Source organism: Acinetobacter sp. V104_13 (assembly GCF_031798995.1).
GTDB lineage: Bacteria > Pseudomonadota > Gammaproteobacteria > Pseudomonadales > Moraxellaceae > Acinetobacter > Acinetobacter pittii.
The window spans coordinates 532,051-547,196 of the sequence record NZ_JAVQNP010000027.1 but is presented as its reverse complement, the minus strand read 5'-3'; the positions used below and the strand labels follow the sequence as shown (position 1 = coordinate 547,196).

Genomic DNA, 15,146 nt, shown 5'->3' with positions numbered 1-15,146 from the left:
AAGTGGAGATGGTCATGGCTAAAATATTGGTATTAAAATCCAGCATTATGGGGGAGGGTTCACAAACCAATCGCCTAATCGATATCATGCTTGAACACCGTAAAGACCAAGGTTTGCAAGATGACATCACCATACGCAATTTGGCTGAAATGAACCTGCCTGTATTAGATCTGGCAATTTTTCAGGCGCTGCGTGGGGCTGAAAATGTAAATCAAGACATTCAGCAAATTGTTGCTTTGTCGGACGAATTAATTGCTGAATTAAAAAGTGCTGATTTATTGATCATTGGCGCACCGATGTACAACTTAAATGTGCCGACTCAACTCAAAAACTGGTTTGACTTGGTGGCACGCGCAAGACAAACATTCCGCTACACCGAAACTTATCCTCAAGGTTTGGTTGAAGGCGTAAAAGCTGTGGTGGTAAGCAGTCGGGGTGGTATCCATGTCGGCCAAGAAACTGAGGCAGTCACGCCTTATCTCAAAGCGGTGTTAGGGCTAATGGGTATTCATGACGTCGATTTTATCTATGCAGAAGGCTTAGACATGCAGGCCTATCGCAGCAATGCATTAGATCTGGCAAGCCAGCAAGTTAAAGAATTCGCCATTTAAAATTATGAGTTGAAACTCTTGTACCTCTAATTAATGACAAGAGTTTCTAAGTCTATTTAAATTACATTTCTGAGTTCATTTGCCGTGTTGCGCAGCAATGGCAAAATTTGCTGAACCAAATAATCTTCTTGTACTCGGTTGGTTTGAGACATACAGTTAAGCGCTGCTATGGCTTGACCTTGGGCGTTAAATACAGGCACTGCAATCGCAATTACGCCAAGCTCATGTTCTTCTTTGGAAAGACAATAATCCGATAACGAAATACCCTTAAGCACTTCAAAAAACTTTGACTCATCTACTATCGTAAATGGAGTTAGGCGTTTTAAACCGTATTTTTTTACCCACGTATGTTGAGCTTCTTCTGGTAGTGCTGCCAGCAATACTTTACCCGTGGAAGTGGCATGGGCAGGGAGACGGTTTCCTAAGTGCATGCCATAAGGGCTTACACGTAAATTATCTTGCTGTGGTAAATAGCTACGCGCAATTGGCACCACTTCGTTATCGTCTAATACCACAATTGAGAAAGTCAGCGACGTCTGCGCACACAAAAGATTTAAAAATGACTGAGCAACTTTAGGCAGATGGGCAGAGCTTAAATAAGAACTCGAAAAGCGCAGCACGCGATGAGTGAGCCAAAAGTAATGTTCATCAGTTTCTAAATAGCCTAAGTATTTTAAAGTTTTAAGATAACGCCTTGCTGCTGTACGACTAATACCGGTTCGCTCAGCCACTTGAGTCACATTGAGCCGCTGGCGATCTGTTCCAAAAGCTTCGAGTAAAGCCAAGCCTTTTGCTAACCCTGCAATGTAGTCTTCTTGACGAATTTTCTCATGCGAGTTCGGGTGCTCTAAAAAAGCATCGAGAGAAGGCATCCTTTCATTCCTGTTATTTTGGTTGTTTCTGTCCGCTATTCGGACAAACTAAATGATAAACGGTTATTTTCGTCTTGGATACATAGTGCACAAAACTTAAAGCCAGTAATTTAAAAGTCAGGATGAAACAAGGATGAAGTTATGGATATTTTAAAGACACAGGTCGCAATTATTGGTTCTGGACCAGCTGGGTTATTGCTTGGACAACTTCTATATAAAGCTGGTATCGACCATATTATTGTTGAGCAACGTAGTGCTGAATATGTGGCTTCGCGGATTCGTGCAGGAATTTTAGAGCAAGTTTCGGTCGACTTACTGAAACAAGCAGGTGTTGACCAAAACTTAAAAGACAAAGGATTACCGCATTCGGGCATTGAAATCTTAACCAACGGTGAATTGCATCGCGTTGATTTGGCTGCACTCACGGGTGGCAAACAAGTGACCGTATATGGTCAGACCGAAGTCACCGAAGATTTAATGACTGCGCGTGAAGCAGAGCAGCTCACTTCATTTTATGAAGCTCAAAATGTACAAGTGAAAGATTTTTACACTGCACCAAAAGTTGAGTTTGAGTACCAAGGTAAAGCCTTTCAAATTCAGTGTGACTTTATTGCTGGTTGTGATGGCTACCATGGTGTCTGCCGTGCCAGCGTGCCAGAAGATAAAATTAAAACCTTTGAAAAAGTTTATCCATTTGGCTGGTTAGGGGTGTTGGCAGACGTTCCACCTGTAGCCGATGAACTCATTTACGTACAGTCTGAACGTGGATTTGCTTTATGTAGTATGCGTTCAGAAACACGTAGCCGTTACTATTTACAAGTTCCTTTAACAGATCACGTCGAAGATTGGTCGGATGAAAAGTTCTGGGATGAGCTAAAAAACCGCCTAGACCCTGAAAGCCGTGAAAAGTTAGTGACAGGACCTTCTATTGAAAAAAGTATCGCGCCGTTACGTAGCTTTGTGACCGAACCAATGCGGTTCGGAAAACTATTTTTAGCTGGCGATGCTGCGCATATTGTTCCACCGACAGGAGCAAAAGGCTTAAACCTCGCGGCTTCTGATATTGCTTATTTATCAAGTGCGCTTGTTGAATATTATGTCGAAGGTTCCGAGCAAGGTATAAATGAATACTCAGAAAAATGCCTACAACGTGTATGGAAAGCTGAGCGTTTTTCTTGGTGGATGACTCATTTATTGCATCGTTTTGAAACTGAAAGTGAGTTTGATCATAAGATTAAACAAGCCGAGTTAAGTTATGTGCTTGGCTCGATCGCAGGTAAAACCACATTGGCCGAAAACTATGTTGGTTTGCCTTATGAGATTAAGCAAATTGATAGTTTTAAGCATGCAAGCTAAAGGCTAGATAAAAAATAAAAAGGGCATGCAAATGCTCTTTTTTTATAAAAATTGGATGGAATAAGATCGGTTAAAAGATGTGATTCGGCTAAAAGTAGCCCGATACTTATTCAAAATATAGGGCTACCTATCAATTCACCTAAAGTTTAGTTGGCGTTTGCCGTAACTTTATTATTGGTTAATATCACTTGTTGCTGAGATTGAAGAGGCTTAACCACTTGTGGGTTAGAGTTACTCCAAGGGATATAGGCTTCTGTCAAAATATGGCCCGTAAGACTGGTTAAATCACTCGTTTTAACTTCCGCATTGCCTTGACGACCAAATAATACAACTTCATCACCTGCTTTGGCCTCTGGAATATCTGTTACATCAACCATAACAGTATTCATTGATACTCGACCAACCACTGGCGCTTTTTGTCCATTTATTAATACAAAAGCCTTATTACTAAAACTACGACGGTAACCATCCGAATAACCTACAGGGAGGTTTGCGAGTCTAGAGTCACGTTTCAACATATAGGTTTGGTCATAACCTACAGTTGAATCTTTAAGGTAATTATTCACTGCGGCAATTTGTGTTTTAAATGCCATCATGCCTTTAAATTCAGGGTGATTAGGAAAATCCCCATATATAATTGCACCTGCACGAACCATATCTAAATGTGATTCAGGAACGTTTACAGTAGCAAATGAATTAGCTGTATGTAATGTTAATTCTTTACGATTAAGTTTGGCTTTTTTAATCAACCATGCAGTTTGTTCATTAAATTGCGCCAGACGCTCACGGACAAATTTTTCATCTTCTACGGCATAGTGGGTCATAATGCCGTCAATTTTAAGATGGGGAAGTTTGGTGATCGCAACCGCTTGTTCTTTACCTAGAGCCGTAGACATTTCAAGACCATTACGATCCATACCGCCTGAATTTAAAGCCAAGCTGTAATGAACAGTTGTATTGTTCGCTTCTGCCCATTTAGACATACGGGCAGCTTGGTCATAATTACCTAAAAGCTCTTCAATATTTAAAGCCTGTGCATTGATAATTTCACTATCTGTGGCGGTACGTAAACGTGTAATTTTGCCTTTATAGCCATGCTTACGCACCATAGCCGCTTCAGCATTACTAGTAATCCCAATACAAGATACATTTAACTTCATAACACTTGGCATAAGTAGATCAATACTATGGCCGTATGCGTTAGCTTTCATGACTATACAAAGTTGAGTTTTGCCATTAAGTAACTGATTTGTCCTTTTAATATTATCTTCAAAAGCTTGAGTATCAATTTCTATCCATGCATTTGCTGTAGGAGCAGGGCTTACTTCATTTGTAACATGGGGAGTAAGTAAGGGAGCTGCATGAGCAAATTGCACCGAACCGAATAATATTAATGCACAGCTATAAGCGAGATGAGAAAATTTTGTTTTAAGTTTCATGAGTTTTTTAATCTTTCCTGGCTGAATATAATTTAACGCTGGGTGGATTTTTATGGTTAAGTACTAAAATATAATTGATTTAAAATGTCACACGATTTGGTTGTAATAATACTTTCTCCTTAAAATATTATAGTCGCTATTAAGTAAAGTTTAATTTTGCTTAAACTAAATTGAAAAAATACAAATCTAATTTCAATTAATCTTAATTAAATCTAAATATACATTCATAAAAAAACAAGAAGAAAAATTATTATAATTTTTTGAATGTTATTTTTTTAACCTATTTATTGGTGCTGTTTTTAATAAAATTTTTTAAAATATAACATTTGGTAAATAATTAACTTTATTATTACAAAAGATTTTTTTATTTTTTTAAATACATTAGATTGTATTTTTATCAGTTGGTAAAATATAAAAAATTGGGTGAATAAATATCCATAATTTTATTCAATAGAATTCAAAAAAATTAAAATAACTATATTTTTCATTGGTTTGTTTGTTGCTTATTAAATCTGTTTAGAAGTTGTGAATTATTTTGAGTCAATTTTTAAGCGTCTAATGTCATATTTAATAGTTTTTAATAAGTTAATTTAAATTTTATAAATAAAATATTAATTAGATTGATTGAATAATTGGATGTTATTTAGCCGTAGGTGTTTGGTTTTGGTTTTGTGTAACAAATGAACTGGTGTGTCTTATATTCTTTTTTTAATTCGATTTATTGTTTAATATTTTGGTTAAATTAAAATTTTATGTTTGTTTTGAAGTTAAGTAATTTTCTTAATATTTTAGTTTTTATTAAATAAATAATTTTATATTGAGACTTTATAAATATAAGATGATGAGTGTATTTTTTTATTGCTCAGAATAGTTTGGCTTTTTCTTGATCATATTATTCTAATTCTACAAGGATGTAATATAGGAGGGCTGATATTGATTTTTAGTGCAAACCATCAATTCCTGTGTAAGAGTCCGTACAGAAATATGAATTTTTATCTTAAAAAGTGTCTAATTAAATATGAGGTAATGGCTAGGTCATGCCGATTTTTCTTGATGAACAAATGAGCTACGGAAAGTTTTGCGAAGCCATCGGTAAACCCACCATTTTTTATGAAAAAATGAATTGGAAAAAGCGGGGAATAGGACGCGTTTTGCTTAAAAGATCAGCATTAATAAAAGCTTTTGTCACATTTTTTCAGTATATTGCTATTAATTTCTTTATTTATAAATTCTAAGTTTGTATGGAACAGGACCAAACTCGCATACCTAAATATATTCCTATCCGCGATGCAATTGCCCACGATATTGAATCTGGCGTATTAGAAGCCCACGCAAAACTCCCATCAGAAAGAGTGCTTTCGGAACAATTCCAAACCACTCGAGTGGCTGCACGTGAAGCTTTGTTGGCTTTGGAAACTGATGGTTTGATTTATCGCTTAGATCGCCGTGGTTGGTATGTCCGTTCTCCTCGTATTATTTATCACCCGCAATCTACCAAAAACTTTAATCAGTTTGTGATTGAACAAGGCTATGAACCTTCGACAGAAGTGATTTCGAGTGAACTGACTCAGGCTACTTCTTGGGATGCCAAGCATTTAAAAGTTGAAAAAGGACATCCGATTTATTCAGTTTGGCGACGTCGTTGTATTAATGGACGACCTGTTTTGGTTGAGCATTTACGGGTGAATGCCGAGTTTTTCCCTGAGTTTTTAACTCATGATCTTAAGCAATCGATTACTTTACTGATGGCAAATCAATATAACTGCCATATCACTAGAGCCGACATTAATCTGTATCCAACCGCTTTATCGGAACAGCAGGCCAAAGCACTGCATGTCAATGTGGGCGCACTGGGTTTATATATTCGTCGTAGTAATAGAAATGAACAAGGCGTGATTACTGATGTCGACCAAGAATATTGGCTACATGATGTTTTAGATTTGCATTTTGAAGCGCGAGCATAAAAATACAATCTGGTTTAAACCAGATTAATTAAACTGTCATATAAAGCTGTTGAAATACGATCATCAAATAATTGCATTCGATGGTTTGCAGATGAAAAAGTACGTTCAACAGACAATTAAACTCGGCACTGCATCAGTTTTAGGTGTAGTGCTCGCTATTCAAATGGGATGTTCATCAGCAACATCAAAACAATCAGAAGAAATTACAGTCTATACGGCAGTGGAAGCCGATCAGCTTAAGCAATACCAAGAGGAATTACACAAAGCCTATCCAGAGCTAAAAGTAAAATGGGTACGTGATTCAACAGGGGTGATCACCGCTAAACTTTTGGCAGAGCAGAAAAACCCACAAGCGGACGTGGTTTTTGGTGTGGCTTTAACCAGTTTACTGGTCATGGAAAAAAAAGACATGCTTGAGCCTTTTAAACCAGAAGGTATTGAAAATTTAAAACCAGAATTTGTAAGTCAAAAACCTTTACCGATTTGGACGGGTATGGATGCATGGGAATCTGCAATTTGTGTCAATAAAGTCGAATTAGAAAAGCGTAAGTTACCGATTCCAAAAACTTGGAAAGATTTAACCAACCCGATTTATAAAAACCTGATTGTGATGCCAAATCCAGCTTCGAGTGGCACAGGCTATTTAGATGTCACAGCTTGGATGCAAATTTGGGGTGAAAAGCAGGCATGGGACTATATGCAGGCTTTAGATAAAAACATTTCACAATATCCTCATTCGGGTTCAAAACCTTGCAAGATGGCAGCACAGGGTGAAATTCCAATTGGTGTTTCTTTTGGTTATCCGGCATTTAAATTAAAAGCAGTGGGTGCACCTTTAGAAGTAGTTTATCCAACTGAAGGTTTAGGCTGGGAAATGGAAGCCTCAGCAATTGTGAAAGGAACCAAGAAATTAAGCAGCGCACAAAAATTTATAAATTGGTCGGTAAGCAAAGCGGCAAATGAAGCCTATGCCCATAACTTTTCAATGGTGGCCTATAAAGGCATTGAAAATACCACTATGGACTTCCCGAAAAATCTTTCTCAAATGCTCGTAAAAAATGATTTTTATTGGGCGGCCGAGCAGCGTGAACGTATTTTGGCTGAATGGTCAAAGCGTTTTGAAAAGTGATCTTTTGGATAAGGGCCTCATTATGCAAATTCCTTCGTCGTTGCAATCATCGCTGCTAGGTCAAAACCAAAAGGGCGAGTTAGCAGGACATTTATTGTCGACCTTAACGACCTATAAATATCCTGAACATGGCCCTTCGGTTTTAGAAGTGGTGGATATTCAAAAAAAGTTCCAACACTTTCAGGCCCTAACGCATATTAATTTAGACCTTAAAGCTGGCGAGTTCGTGAGCTTTTTGGGACCTTCTGGATGCGGTAAAACCACATTGCTACGCATAATTGCGGGTCTAGAAAAATCTGATTATGGAAAGGTTATAAAAAAGGGCACAGACATTACGTTGTTGAGTGCTGAAAAGCGTCAATGTGGCATTGTGTTTCAGAACTATGCGTTATTTCCAAACTTAAACGTTGAAGAAAATATTGCTTTTGGCTTAGATAAAAAAAAGTGGGATAAGGCACAGCGTAGCCAAAGGGTTCAACAGTTATTAGAACTGATTGAATTACCTGATATTGCTAAAAAATATCCAAATCAATTGTCGGGTGGGCAGCAGCAACGTGTTGCGCTTGCTCGGGCAATTGCGCCGAAGCCTAATATTTTACTGTTGGATGAACCATTGTCTGCACTTGATGCTCAGGTACGTCTGAACCTAAGACAAAAGATTCGTTCGATTCAATCGCAGCTTAACTTGCCAACCATTATGGTCACGCACGACCAAGAAGAAGCATTAAGCATTTCTGACCGTGTTGTGGTGATGAATCATGGCGTCATTGAGCAAATTGATACACCGCACAATATTTATTACAAGCCACAAACCCAATTCGTTGCCAAGTTTATTGGCACCATGAACTTTTTAAAAGCCACGTGTTCGATAGTTAATCAGCTCGAGGTTCTAGGTTTTATTCCTCTAAATTTGGAGCAACAAAAACTTAAAGCAGGGGAAAATTACAGTATTGGTTTTAGACCCGAAGCTGTCGAGTTGGTTGATGATTTTGGCAGTGATAAAGAGTCTTTGTATTTGCCGGTTAAAGTATTAAGCACTGAATTTTTAGGCGCCAAACGCCGTTTGTTTTGCACTATTCATATCGATGGAATTGAGCAGGCAAAACACCTCTTGCAAATTGAAATTGAAAATACCAAGTTCAAGTCCTTGCAAGAACTCATGTTTATAAAAGTACCTAATCAGCTCATTCATGTCTTTGACGAACAAGGGTATGCACTATGTTAAATGAAGCTGCTTCAGCGGTTTTAAAAACACAGCCGCGTCGAAAAACTGAATATTCATTAAGATCAAATATTGCTTTAGCTATGGTCGCAATCGCTTTGACTTTAGCAATTATTGCTCCTTTAATGATGCTGTTTGAAACCGCATTTTTTGATGAAAATCAAAATTTTGTTGGCCTTGAAAATTTTCATCATTATTTTGCTAGCCCAGCTTTACTCAGTTCTATATTTAACTCGATGTGGGTTGCTTGTGCTGCTACTGTCATTACAGTATTTCTTGCCAGTATTTATGCTTTTGCCCTGACGAATGTGAATATGAAAGGCAAAGGTTTCTTTAAACTGGTGGCTTTTTTACCAATCTTAGCGCCATCACTTTTGCCTTCTTTAGCATTGGTTTATTTATTTGGTAAGCAAGGTGTATTTAAACCTTTGCTGGGCGATATACAAATTTATGGTCCAATCGGCATTTTAATCAGTTACTGCTTTTGGCTATTTCCAGCAATTTTAATGCTGATGATGGTGTCTTTTCGAAGTGTCGATCAGCGTTTAATTGAAGCCTCTTTGTCGCTCGGCAAAAATATCTGGAAGACGCATTACCACGTCACACTACCTGCAATTCGCTATGGACTCATCAGTGCAAGTCTGGTGGCTTTTATTTATGTGTTGACCGATTTTGGTATTCCAAAAGTCATTGGCGGTTCATTTAACATGATGGCGCTTGATGTCTATAAACAGATTATTGGTCAGCAAAATATGAGCATGGGTGCGATAATTTCCATCTTGTTATTGCTACCAGCAGTGTTCGTCTTTATTTTCGATCGTATTCAAAGCAAACGCCATGCACGGTTTCAAGCTTTTCAGGCTAAACCTTATGTTTCAGCATCGAATAAAAAACTTGAAGTCGTTCTGGGCTTATTTTGTGGTTTAGTTTCAGGTGCGATTTTACTGATTATCTTTACGGCAGTGCTGGCTTCATTCATTCAGTCTTGGCCTTATGATTTGTCTTTGACCTTAGCACATTACAGTTTTGAATATGTCGATGGCGGCGGTTGGGCAGCGTACTTTAACTCGGTTCGCATGGCACTCTTTAGTACGGTTTTTGGAACAGCACTGATTTTTATGGTGGCGTTATTAACCGAACGTTTTAAGGCACATCCACTCATTAAAAATTATGTACAGGCTTTAGTTTTATTACCCCTTGCTGTGCCGGGGTTGGTGCTAGGTATTGCTTATATTTTGTTTTTTAACCAGCAAAGCAACCCGTTAAATGTGCTGTATGGAACTATGACCATTTTGGTGATTTCAACCATCGTGCATTATTATACCGTCCCACACCTGACTTTAACCAATGCCATTAAACAGATTCCGTTACAGCTCGATCAGGCAGCACAAACTCTAGGAACATCGAAGTGGAAAACCTTTTGGAAAGTATATTTGCCCATGTGTTTTCCAGCGCTATGTGATGTGTCGGTCTATGTTTTTGTGAATGCCATGACCACTGTGTCGGCTGCCATTTTCCTATATTCACCAGACACCAGTTTAGCTGCGGTAGCTGTTTTAAATATGGATGATGCAGGAGACACGGTTGCTGCTGTTGCGATGAGCATTCTCATTTTAACCACCTCATGTGTTGTAAAACTCATTCACTGGTTATTTACCCGAAAAATTATGGCAAGAAGTCAGCAATGGCGTGAAAGCTCTCACTAAGCTTTAACTAAACACAATTTTTATTTAACCGACTGAAACGAAATGCTTTGTTCAACAAGGCAAGGGTTTATTCATCCTAAATTTCGCAAATTGGAAGTCTTATGAATAACGCACAGTTTGATTTAATTGTTGTCGGAGCCGGTATTTTAGGTCTATCCGCTGCCATACAGGCACAAGAACAAGGCTTAAAAGTTTGTATCTTCGAGAAAAATGCCAAGCCTGTGGGCGCAACTCGCCGTAATTTTGGCATGGTCGGAACTTCGACCTTAACCCATCCAGAGCAACAGTGGCGAAAGTACGCTCTTGAAACGCGTTCTTTTTATCAACGCATTCAGGCTGAAGCCGATATTTCGTTTGCTCAACGCCAAGGTGTCTATCTGGCAAACACGGCACTTGAATGGCAGGTTTTAAATGAGTTTGCCGAGCGTGCAAATAATTACCAAATACCTGTGCATTTACGAAGTCATGATGAGCTGGTCACCCAATTTTCCTATTTAAACCCGGAGCAGCAGTTTCAAGGTGGTTTGGTTTTTGAGGAAGATTATTCGGTTGAACCTCATGTGGTTGGGCAACGACTATTGGCATATGCACAAAGTCAAGGTGTAGAGATTTATACCAATGCCTGTGTCGTTCAAACCCAATATCAGCAGGAAAGCTGTCGGGTTAGTTTGGCAAATGGTATGACTTTTCGGGCAAATAAAGTTTTGATCTGCCACGGTGAAGTCATCGAGGTTTTATATCCAGATCTCTTACAAAGTTTGAACTTGAAACGTTGTGGCTTACAAATGGCGCTGACTCAACCATTTCAACAAAAATTAAATGCTTCTCTTTATTCAGGCTTATCTATTTCACGTTATCCAGCTTTTGAAATTTGCCCAAGTCATGCGGAGTTGGTTAAAGCGTCACAACAGGGATTCATAAAAGAATTCGGTATTCATATTCTGATTAAACAAAACGAATTTGGCCAACTGATCGTAGGCGATAGTCACGAATATCATCCGATTAATGAAGCGCCTCAGTTCGAGCAGCGTGAAGAGATTAATGAGTTTATTCAAACGTACTGCCGCCAAAAACTAGGGCTGACTTTACCTCCAATTCAAAAACGTTGGAATGGTTATTACCTGACCCATGAACATGAGTTGGCCTGCGTCACTGAAGCTGAAAAAAATATCTTTCTGGTGAGTGCGATTGCTGGCAAAGGCATGACCACAGGGGCCGGATTTATGAAAGAAGTATTAGAACAAAATATTTACTAGTTTGTCATCTGGTTTAAACCAGATTGATGTATATTGAAATGAACGCAAAAGAAATGAGTAACATTATGAACATGCAACCCCAACTCGATATGGATTTAGAGAACAAATATTTGCTTCTTACTCCAGGACCATTATCAACATCGGCAACAGTACGTCGTGCCATGCAAAAAGATTGGTGTACTTGGGACCAAGAATACAACTCGCTGGTACAAGATATTCGTAATCGACTGGCCAACTTGGCAACCAGCCAACCTGAAAAATATACGGCTGTGTTAATGCAAGGCAGTGGAAGTTTTGCTGTGGAGTCTGTGCTTGGGTCAGCTATTCCGCGTGATGGCAAAATCTTGATCATTAATAACGGCGCATATGGTGCACGTATGGTGGAAATGGCGCGTTGCTTAAATATTAAAGTGATTGAGCTGAACTATTTAGAAACCCAAGCACCAGATTTACAAGAAATTGAGCACGTTTTAAAAGATAAAACCATTAGCCATGTTGCTTGTGTGCACTGTGAAACCACCACAGGAATTTTAAACCCGATTCATGACATTGGCTGTTTAGTTAAAGCGGCAGGAAAAATCTGGATTGTGGATGCCATGAGTTCATTTGGTGGTGTGCCTATGGATATTGCTGAGCTTGAAATTGATTTTCTAATTTCAAGTGCAAATAAATGTATTCAAGGTGTTCCGGGTTTTGGTTTTATTTTGGCAAAGCGTGATTGCCTAGAAGCATGTAAAGGTTTAGCTCGTTCAGTAAGTCTCGATTTGTATGACCAGTGGAATACGATGGAGCAGCATAACGGTAAATGGCGTTTTACTTCGCCAACCCATGTGGTGCGTGCTTTTTATCAAGCCTTACTTGAGCTTGAGGCAGAAGGCGGTGTTGCTGCACGTTATCAACGTTATTTACAGAGCCAACAAACCTTATCTAAAGGTATGCAACAACTAGGCTTTGAATTGGTATTAGGCAATCAAGCACCCCAATCACCCATTATTACCACATTCCTTTACCCAACAGCCGAGACATTTAGCTTTCAGTCCTTCTACGAAACCCTGAAAAAATCAGGTTATGTAATTTATCCGGGCAAAGTCACTGACCTTAATTGTTTCCGTATTGGCAATATTGGCGAAGTTTATATTCATGACATTGAAGGGCTTCTTGCTGCGATTGCGAGCTACTGTGAAAACCATCTAAATCAAGCTGTAACAGCATAATTTTTATTAAAACATTTGAATTAAAGGGAATACACCATGACGACCAACAATACACAAATTCAGGCTGTGGTTTTTGACTGGGCTGGCACAACTGTAGATTTTGGTTCACGCGCACCGATTTTGGCTTTTATGGCTTTATTTAAAGACAATAAAATTGAAATTACGGTCGAAGAGGCGCGTGCGCCAATGGGTTTAGAAAAACGTGACCATATTGCAGCAGTTTTAAAAATGCCGCGTGTAGCGACTGCATGGCAGGAAGTATATGGTCAGGCGGCAACTGAAGCAGATATTGACCGTTTATATAAAGACTTTATTCCGTACCAGTTAAATTCTATTCCGAAATGTTCTGCTTTAATTCCGGGTGCATTAGAAACGTTTGAAAATATTAAAAAGCGTGGTGCAAAAATTGGTAGTAATACAGGATATGCATCCATGATGATTGGTCGTTTGGTCAAAGATGCTGCCGATCAGGGCTATCGACCGGACTGTATCGTTACGGCAAGTGACGTGAAATATGGTCGTCCATATCCTGAAATGTTGTGGAAGAACTTAATTCAACTCGATGTATCCGATATTAAAACCGTTGTAAAAGTAGATGATACCGTGGTGGGTATTGACGAAGGTTTAAACGCAGGGTGCTGGACAGTAGGACTTGCGATTAGTGGTAATGAAGTCGGCTTGAGCTATGAAGAGTGGAGTGCATTATCGGCTGATGAACAGATTGTGCTAAAAGATAAGGCATACCAAAAAATGAATGCGTCGGGTGCTCACTATGTGATTGATAGTGTCGCTGATTTGCCAAATGTACTCGATGATATTGAACGCCGTTTGGGGCAGGGTGAACGACCTTAAACAAAGTTTAGGTTTATATATTCTTAAGCTTAGCTCCCTTGGGAGCTAAGCTTACCTAAAAAATTAAAATGAAGAGTAGATACACTCTACATATGTGGAAATAAGGAGTAACTTTGAGGAGTAAATTCCTTATTTCCGGCTAACGATTTAAAACACATGTTTCGATTGTTAGCACCATCAATCAGATAGGCATATGACCTATGTGATAGATCTTTTTATGACTTTTGAGGGTCATATAATTTTTCTTTAATAAATAGGGCTGGTATCACGCCACAAATTAGGTAGGCAGCACCCATCACGACAAAACCTAAACCAATTGAACCGCCAGAGGCTAAGAAACCAATCGTTGCAGGGGCTAAAGCAGCACCTAAACGTCCGACGTTATAAGCACCACCAATGGCTGTACCGCGGATTGCTGTTGCAAAGCTTTCGGTCATATAGGTGGCATTTACGCCATACGGGATGCCGTAGAGGAAACCAAAGGTCACCAGTAAATATAAAATGTTGCTTGGAGAGTTATAAAAAACAATTAAAGGTAGGAAAATAGCAGTGCCGATTGCACCAAAAGCATAGGTAAAACGACGTCCTAATTTATCGGCCATCATGCCCGCAAGAACTTTACCCAAAATCATCGCGGTATATGTACCTACCATATAGGCAGTCATTTCCTTAAATTTCATACCGAGTTCACTTTCAAGGTATGAAGGCATCCAGTTATTTACGCCATAGTAGCCAAACTGTAAAAAGCCTGCCGTTAGCGCCCATAGGATAAACATATTACGGTTTCGTTTATCTTGGAAAATAAGCTTAAATGCCGAGGTTTTTAGAGCATTTTGAGCCACAACAGGTTGTTGTAGTCGAGACTTTTGCCATGCTTCTGGTTCCGGTACAAGAATATGCATGAGGAAAGCAATAACAACAGGAATAATCGCAACATAAAACAGCATGCGCCAGCCATGATCAGGAATAATCCAGCCTGCAAGTAAGGTCGCAACAATATAGCCAACCGTCCAGCCAGCTTGTAGGGTACCCAGTACTGTGGTGCGGTAACGGGTTGGGACATATTCGGCCATGAGGGTATTACAGGCAATATAAAGTGAACCCAAACCCAGTGATGCAAAAAATCTTAAAATACCAAACTGAAGAAAGCTTTGGGTGAAACCTAAGCCACAGGTGAGGAGTGAGAAAATTAAAATAGAAATAACCACAATGCGCACACGACCAAATTTATCGCACGCCCATCCCCCAAAAATTCCACCAACAGCCATGCCTGCCAATGTGAAACTGCCAAGCATACCTGCTTGTACTGAACTTAATCCAAAATCTGCCTTAATACTATTTAAGCTATAAGACAGTAGCATCAAATCTGCCCCATCTACCAACAGTGCTAGAAATGCAAAAATAAATGCTATTTTCCACGTATGAGGCTGTATACGGGAAAGACCTTCTTTGTAATTTGTAGCCATAATCCATTACCTACATTTGATAAAAAGCACTTCAAGTCGTTTTGAAGCGCTTAAAATTT

Annotated in this window: 13 protein-coding genes; 10 read left to right on the top strand and 3 right to left on the bottom strand. The window is 39.0% G+C overall.

The annotated features are described in order from the left end of the window. Window positions 1-14: 14 nt before the first annotated feature. On the top strand, window positions 15-611 hold the full coding sequence (locus RMB06_RS15360; RefSeq protein WP_311080200.1) for an NAD(P)H-dependent oxidoreductase: 597 nt from the start codon (window positions 15-17) through the stop codon (window positions 609-611). Window positions 612-667: 56 nt separating this feature from the next. Here RMB06_RS15360 and pobR read toward each other — a convergent pair whose 3' ends face one another. Continuing rightward, window positions 668-1,483 (bottom strand): IclR family transcriptional regulator PobR, encoded by an 816-nt coding sequence (gene pobR, locus RMB06_RS15355; protein ID WP_057086190.1) that lies wholly within the window; start codon window positions 1,481-1,483, stop codon window positions 668-670. Window positions 1,484-1,624: 141 nt separating this feature from the next. On the opposite strand from pobR, the gene pobA reads away from it, so the two are divergent. Further along, window positions 1,625-2,839 (top strand): 4-hydroxybenzoate 3-monooxygenase, encoded by a 1,215-nt coding sequence (pobA, locus tag RMB06_RS15350; protein WP_311080198.1) that lies wholly within the window; start codon window positions 1,625-1,627, stop codon window positions 2,837-2,839. Window positions 2,840-2,985: 146 nt separating this feature from the next. Here the strand turns inward: pobA and alr are convergent, their stop codons facing one another. After that, entirely contained in the window at window positions 2,986-4,278 is a 1,293-nt protein-coding gene (alr, locus tag RMB06_RS15345; protein ID WP_311080196.1) for an alanine racemase, read from the bottom strand. A gap of 1,037 nt (window positions 4,279-5,315) precedes the next feature. On the opposite strand from alr, the gene RMB06_RS15340 reads away from it, so the two are divergent. The 8 genes from RMB06_RS15340 to phnX all read left to right on the top strand — a co-directional run bounded on the left by RMB06_RS15340 (window position 5,316) and on the right by phnX (window position 13,621). Then, a complete protein-coding gene (locus RMB06_RS15340) occupies window positions 5,316-5,513 on the top strand; it encodes a hypothetical protein (RefSeq protein ID WP_033850298.1) in 198 nt (65 codons plus the stop codon). Between the two features lie 6 nt (window positions 5,514-5,519). Then, window positions 5,520-6,242 carry a UTRA domain-containing protein gene (locus tag RMB06_RS15335; protein WP_311080195.1) on the top strand — a complete coding sequence of 241 codons (723 nt, stop codon included), beginning with the start codon at window positions 5,520-5,522 and terminating at the stop codon, window positions 6,240-6,242. Window positions 6,243-6,333: 91 nt separating this feature from the next. Beyond that, the gene (locus RMB06_RS15330; RefSeq protein WP_311080194.1) at window positions 6,334-7,371 is read left to right on the top strand and encodes a putative 2-aminoethylphosphonate ABC transporter substrate-binding protein; all 1,038 of its coding nucleotides are present in this window, start codon (window positions 6,334-6,336) and stop codon (window positions 7,369-7,371) included. 22 nt (window positions 7,372-7,393) lie between these two features. Next, the gene (locus tag RMB06_RS15325; RefSeq protein WP_311080193.1) at window positions 7,394-8,596 is read left to right on the top strand and encodes an ATP-binding cassette domain-containing protein; all 1,203 of its coding nucleotides are present in this window, start codon (window positions 7,394-7,396) and stop codon (window positions 8,594-8,596) included. Next, a complete protein-coding gene (locus tag RMB06_RS15320) occupies window positions 8,590-10,299 on the top strand; it encodes a putative 2-aminoethylphosphonate ABC transporter permease subunit (protein WP_311080192.1) in 1,710 nt (569 codons plus the stop codon). The genes RMB06_RS15325 and RMB06_RS15320 overlap by 7 nt, the downstream gene beginning before the upstream one ends. A 101-nt stretch (window positions 10,300-10,400) precedes the next feature. Beyond that, window positions 10,401-11,555 carry a TIGR03364 family FAD-dependent oxidoreductase gene (locus RMB06_RS15315; protein ID WP_311080190.1) on the top strand — a complete coding sequence of 385 codons (1,155 nt, stop codon included), beginning with the start codon at window positions 10,401-10,403 and terminating at the stop codon, window positions 11,553-11,555. A 26-nt stretch (window positions 11,556-11,581) separates the two neighbouring features. Further along, on the top strand, window positions 11,582-12,769 hold the full coding sequence (phnW, locus tag RMB06_RS15310; protein WP_311080736.1) for a 2-aminoethylphosphonate--pyruvate transaminase: 1,188 nt from the start codon (window positions 11,582-11,584) through the stop codon (window positions 12,767-12,769). A 36-nt stretch (window positions 12,770-12,805) separates the two neighbouring features. Continuing rightward, entirely contained in the window at window positions 12,806-13,621 is an 816-nt protein-coding gene (gene phnX / locus RMB06_RS15305) for a phosphonoacetaldehyde hydrolase (protein WP_017385554.1), read from the top strand. Window positions 13,622-13,836: 215 nt separating this feature from the next. On the opposite strand, the gene RMB06_RS15300 is transcribed toward phnX, so the two are convergent. Next, the gene (locus RMB06_RS15300) at window positions 13,837-15,087 is read right to left on the bottom strand and encodes an MFS transporter (protein ID WP_017385555.1); all 1,251 of its coding nucleotides are present in this window, start codon (window positions 15,085-15,087) and stop codon (window positions 13,837-13,839) included. Window positions 15,088-15,146: the final 59 nt, after the last annotated feature.

Excerpts from the sequence above, each read along its gene's own strand:
- RMB06_RS15360 (WP_311080200.1), top strand. The coding sequence starts at position 15 with ATGGCTAAAATATTGGTATTAAAATCCAGCATTATGGGGGAGGGTTCA.
- pobR (WP_057086190.1), bottom strand. The coding sequence starts at position 1,483 with ATGCCTTCTCTCGATGCTTTTTTAGAGCACCCGAACTCGCATGAGAAA.
- pobA (WP_311080198.1), top strand. The coding sequence starts at position 1,625 with ATGGATATTTTAAAGACACAGGTCGCAATTATTGGTTCTGGACCAGCT.
- alr (WP_311080196.1), bottom strand. The coding sequence starts at position 4,278 with ATGAAACTTAAAACAAAATTTTCTCATCTCGCTTATAGCTGTGCATTA.
- RMB06_RS15340 (WP_033850298.1), top strand. The coding sequence starts at position 5,316 with ATGCCGATTTTTCTTGATGAACAAATGAGCTACGGAAAGTTTTGCGAA.
- RMB06_RS15335 (WP_311080195.1), top strand. The coding sequence starts at position 5,520 with ATGGAACAGGACCAAACTCGCATACCTAAATATATTCCTATCCGCGAT.
- RMB06_RS15330 (WP_311080194.1), top strand. The coding sequence starts at position 6,334 with ATGAAAAAGTACGTTCAACAGACAATTAAACTCGGCACTGCATCAGTT.
- RMB06_RS15325 (WP_311080193.1), top strand. The coding sequence starts at position 7,394 with ATGCAAATTCCTTCGTCGTTGCAATCATCGCTGCTAGGTCAAAACCAA.
- RMB06_RS15320 (WP_311080192.1), top strand. The coding sequence starts at position 8,590 with ATGTTAAATGAAGCTGCTTCAGCGGTTTTAAAAACACAGCCGCGTCGA.
- RMB06_RS15315 (WP_311080190.1), top strand. The coding sequence starts at position 10,401 with ATGAATAACGCACAGTTTGATTTAATTGTTGTCGGAGCCGGTATTTTA.
- phnW (WP_311080736.1), top strand. The coding sequence starts at position 11,582 with ATGTATATTGAAATGAACGCAAAAGAAATGAGTAACATTATGAACATG.
- phnX (WP_017385554.1), top strand. The coding sequence starts at position 12,806 with ATGACGACCAACAATACACAAATTCAGGCTGTGGTTTTTGACTGGGCT.
- RMB06_RS15300 (WP_017385555.1), bottom strand. The coding sequence starts at position 15,087 with ATGGCTACAAATTACAAAGAAGGTCTTTCCCGTATACAGCCTCATACG.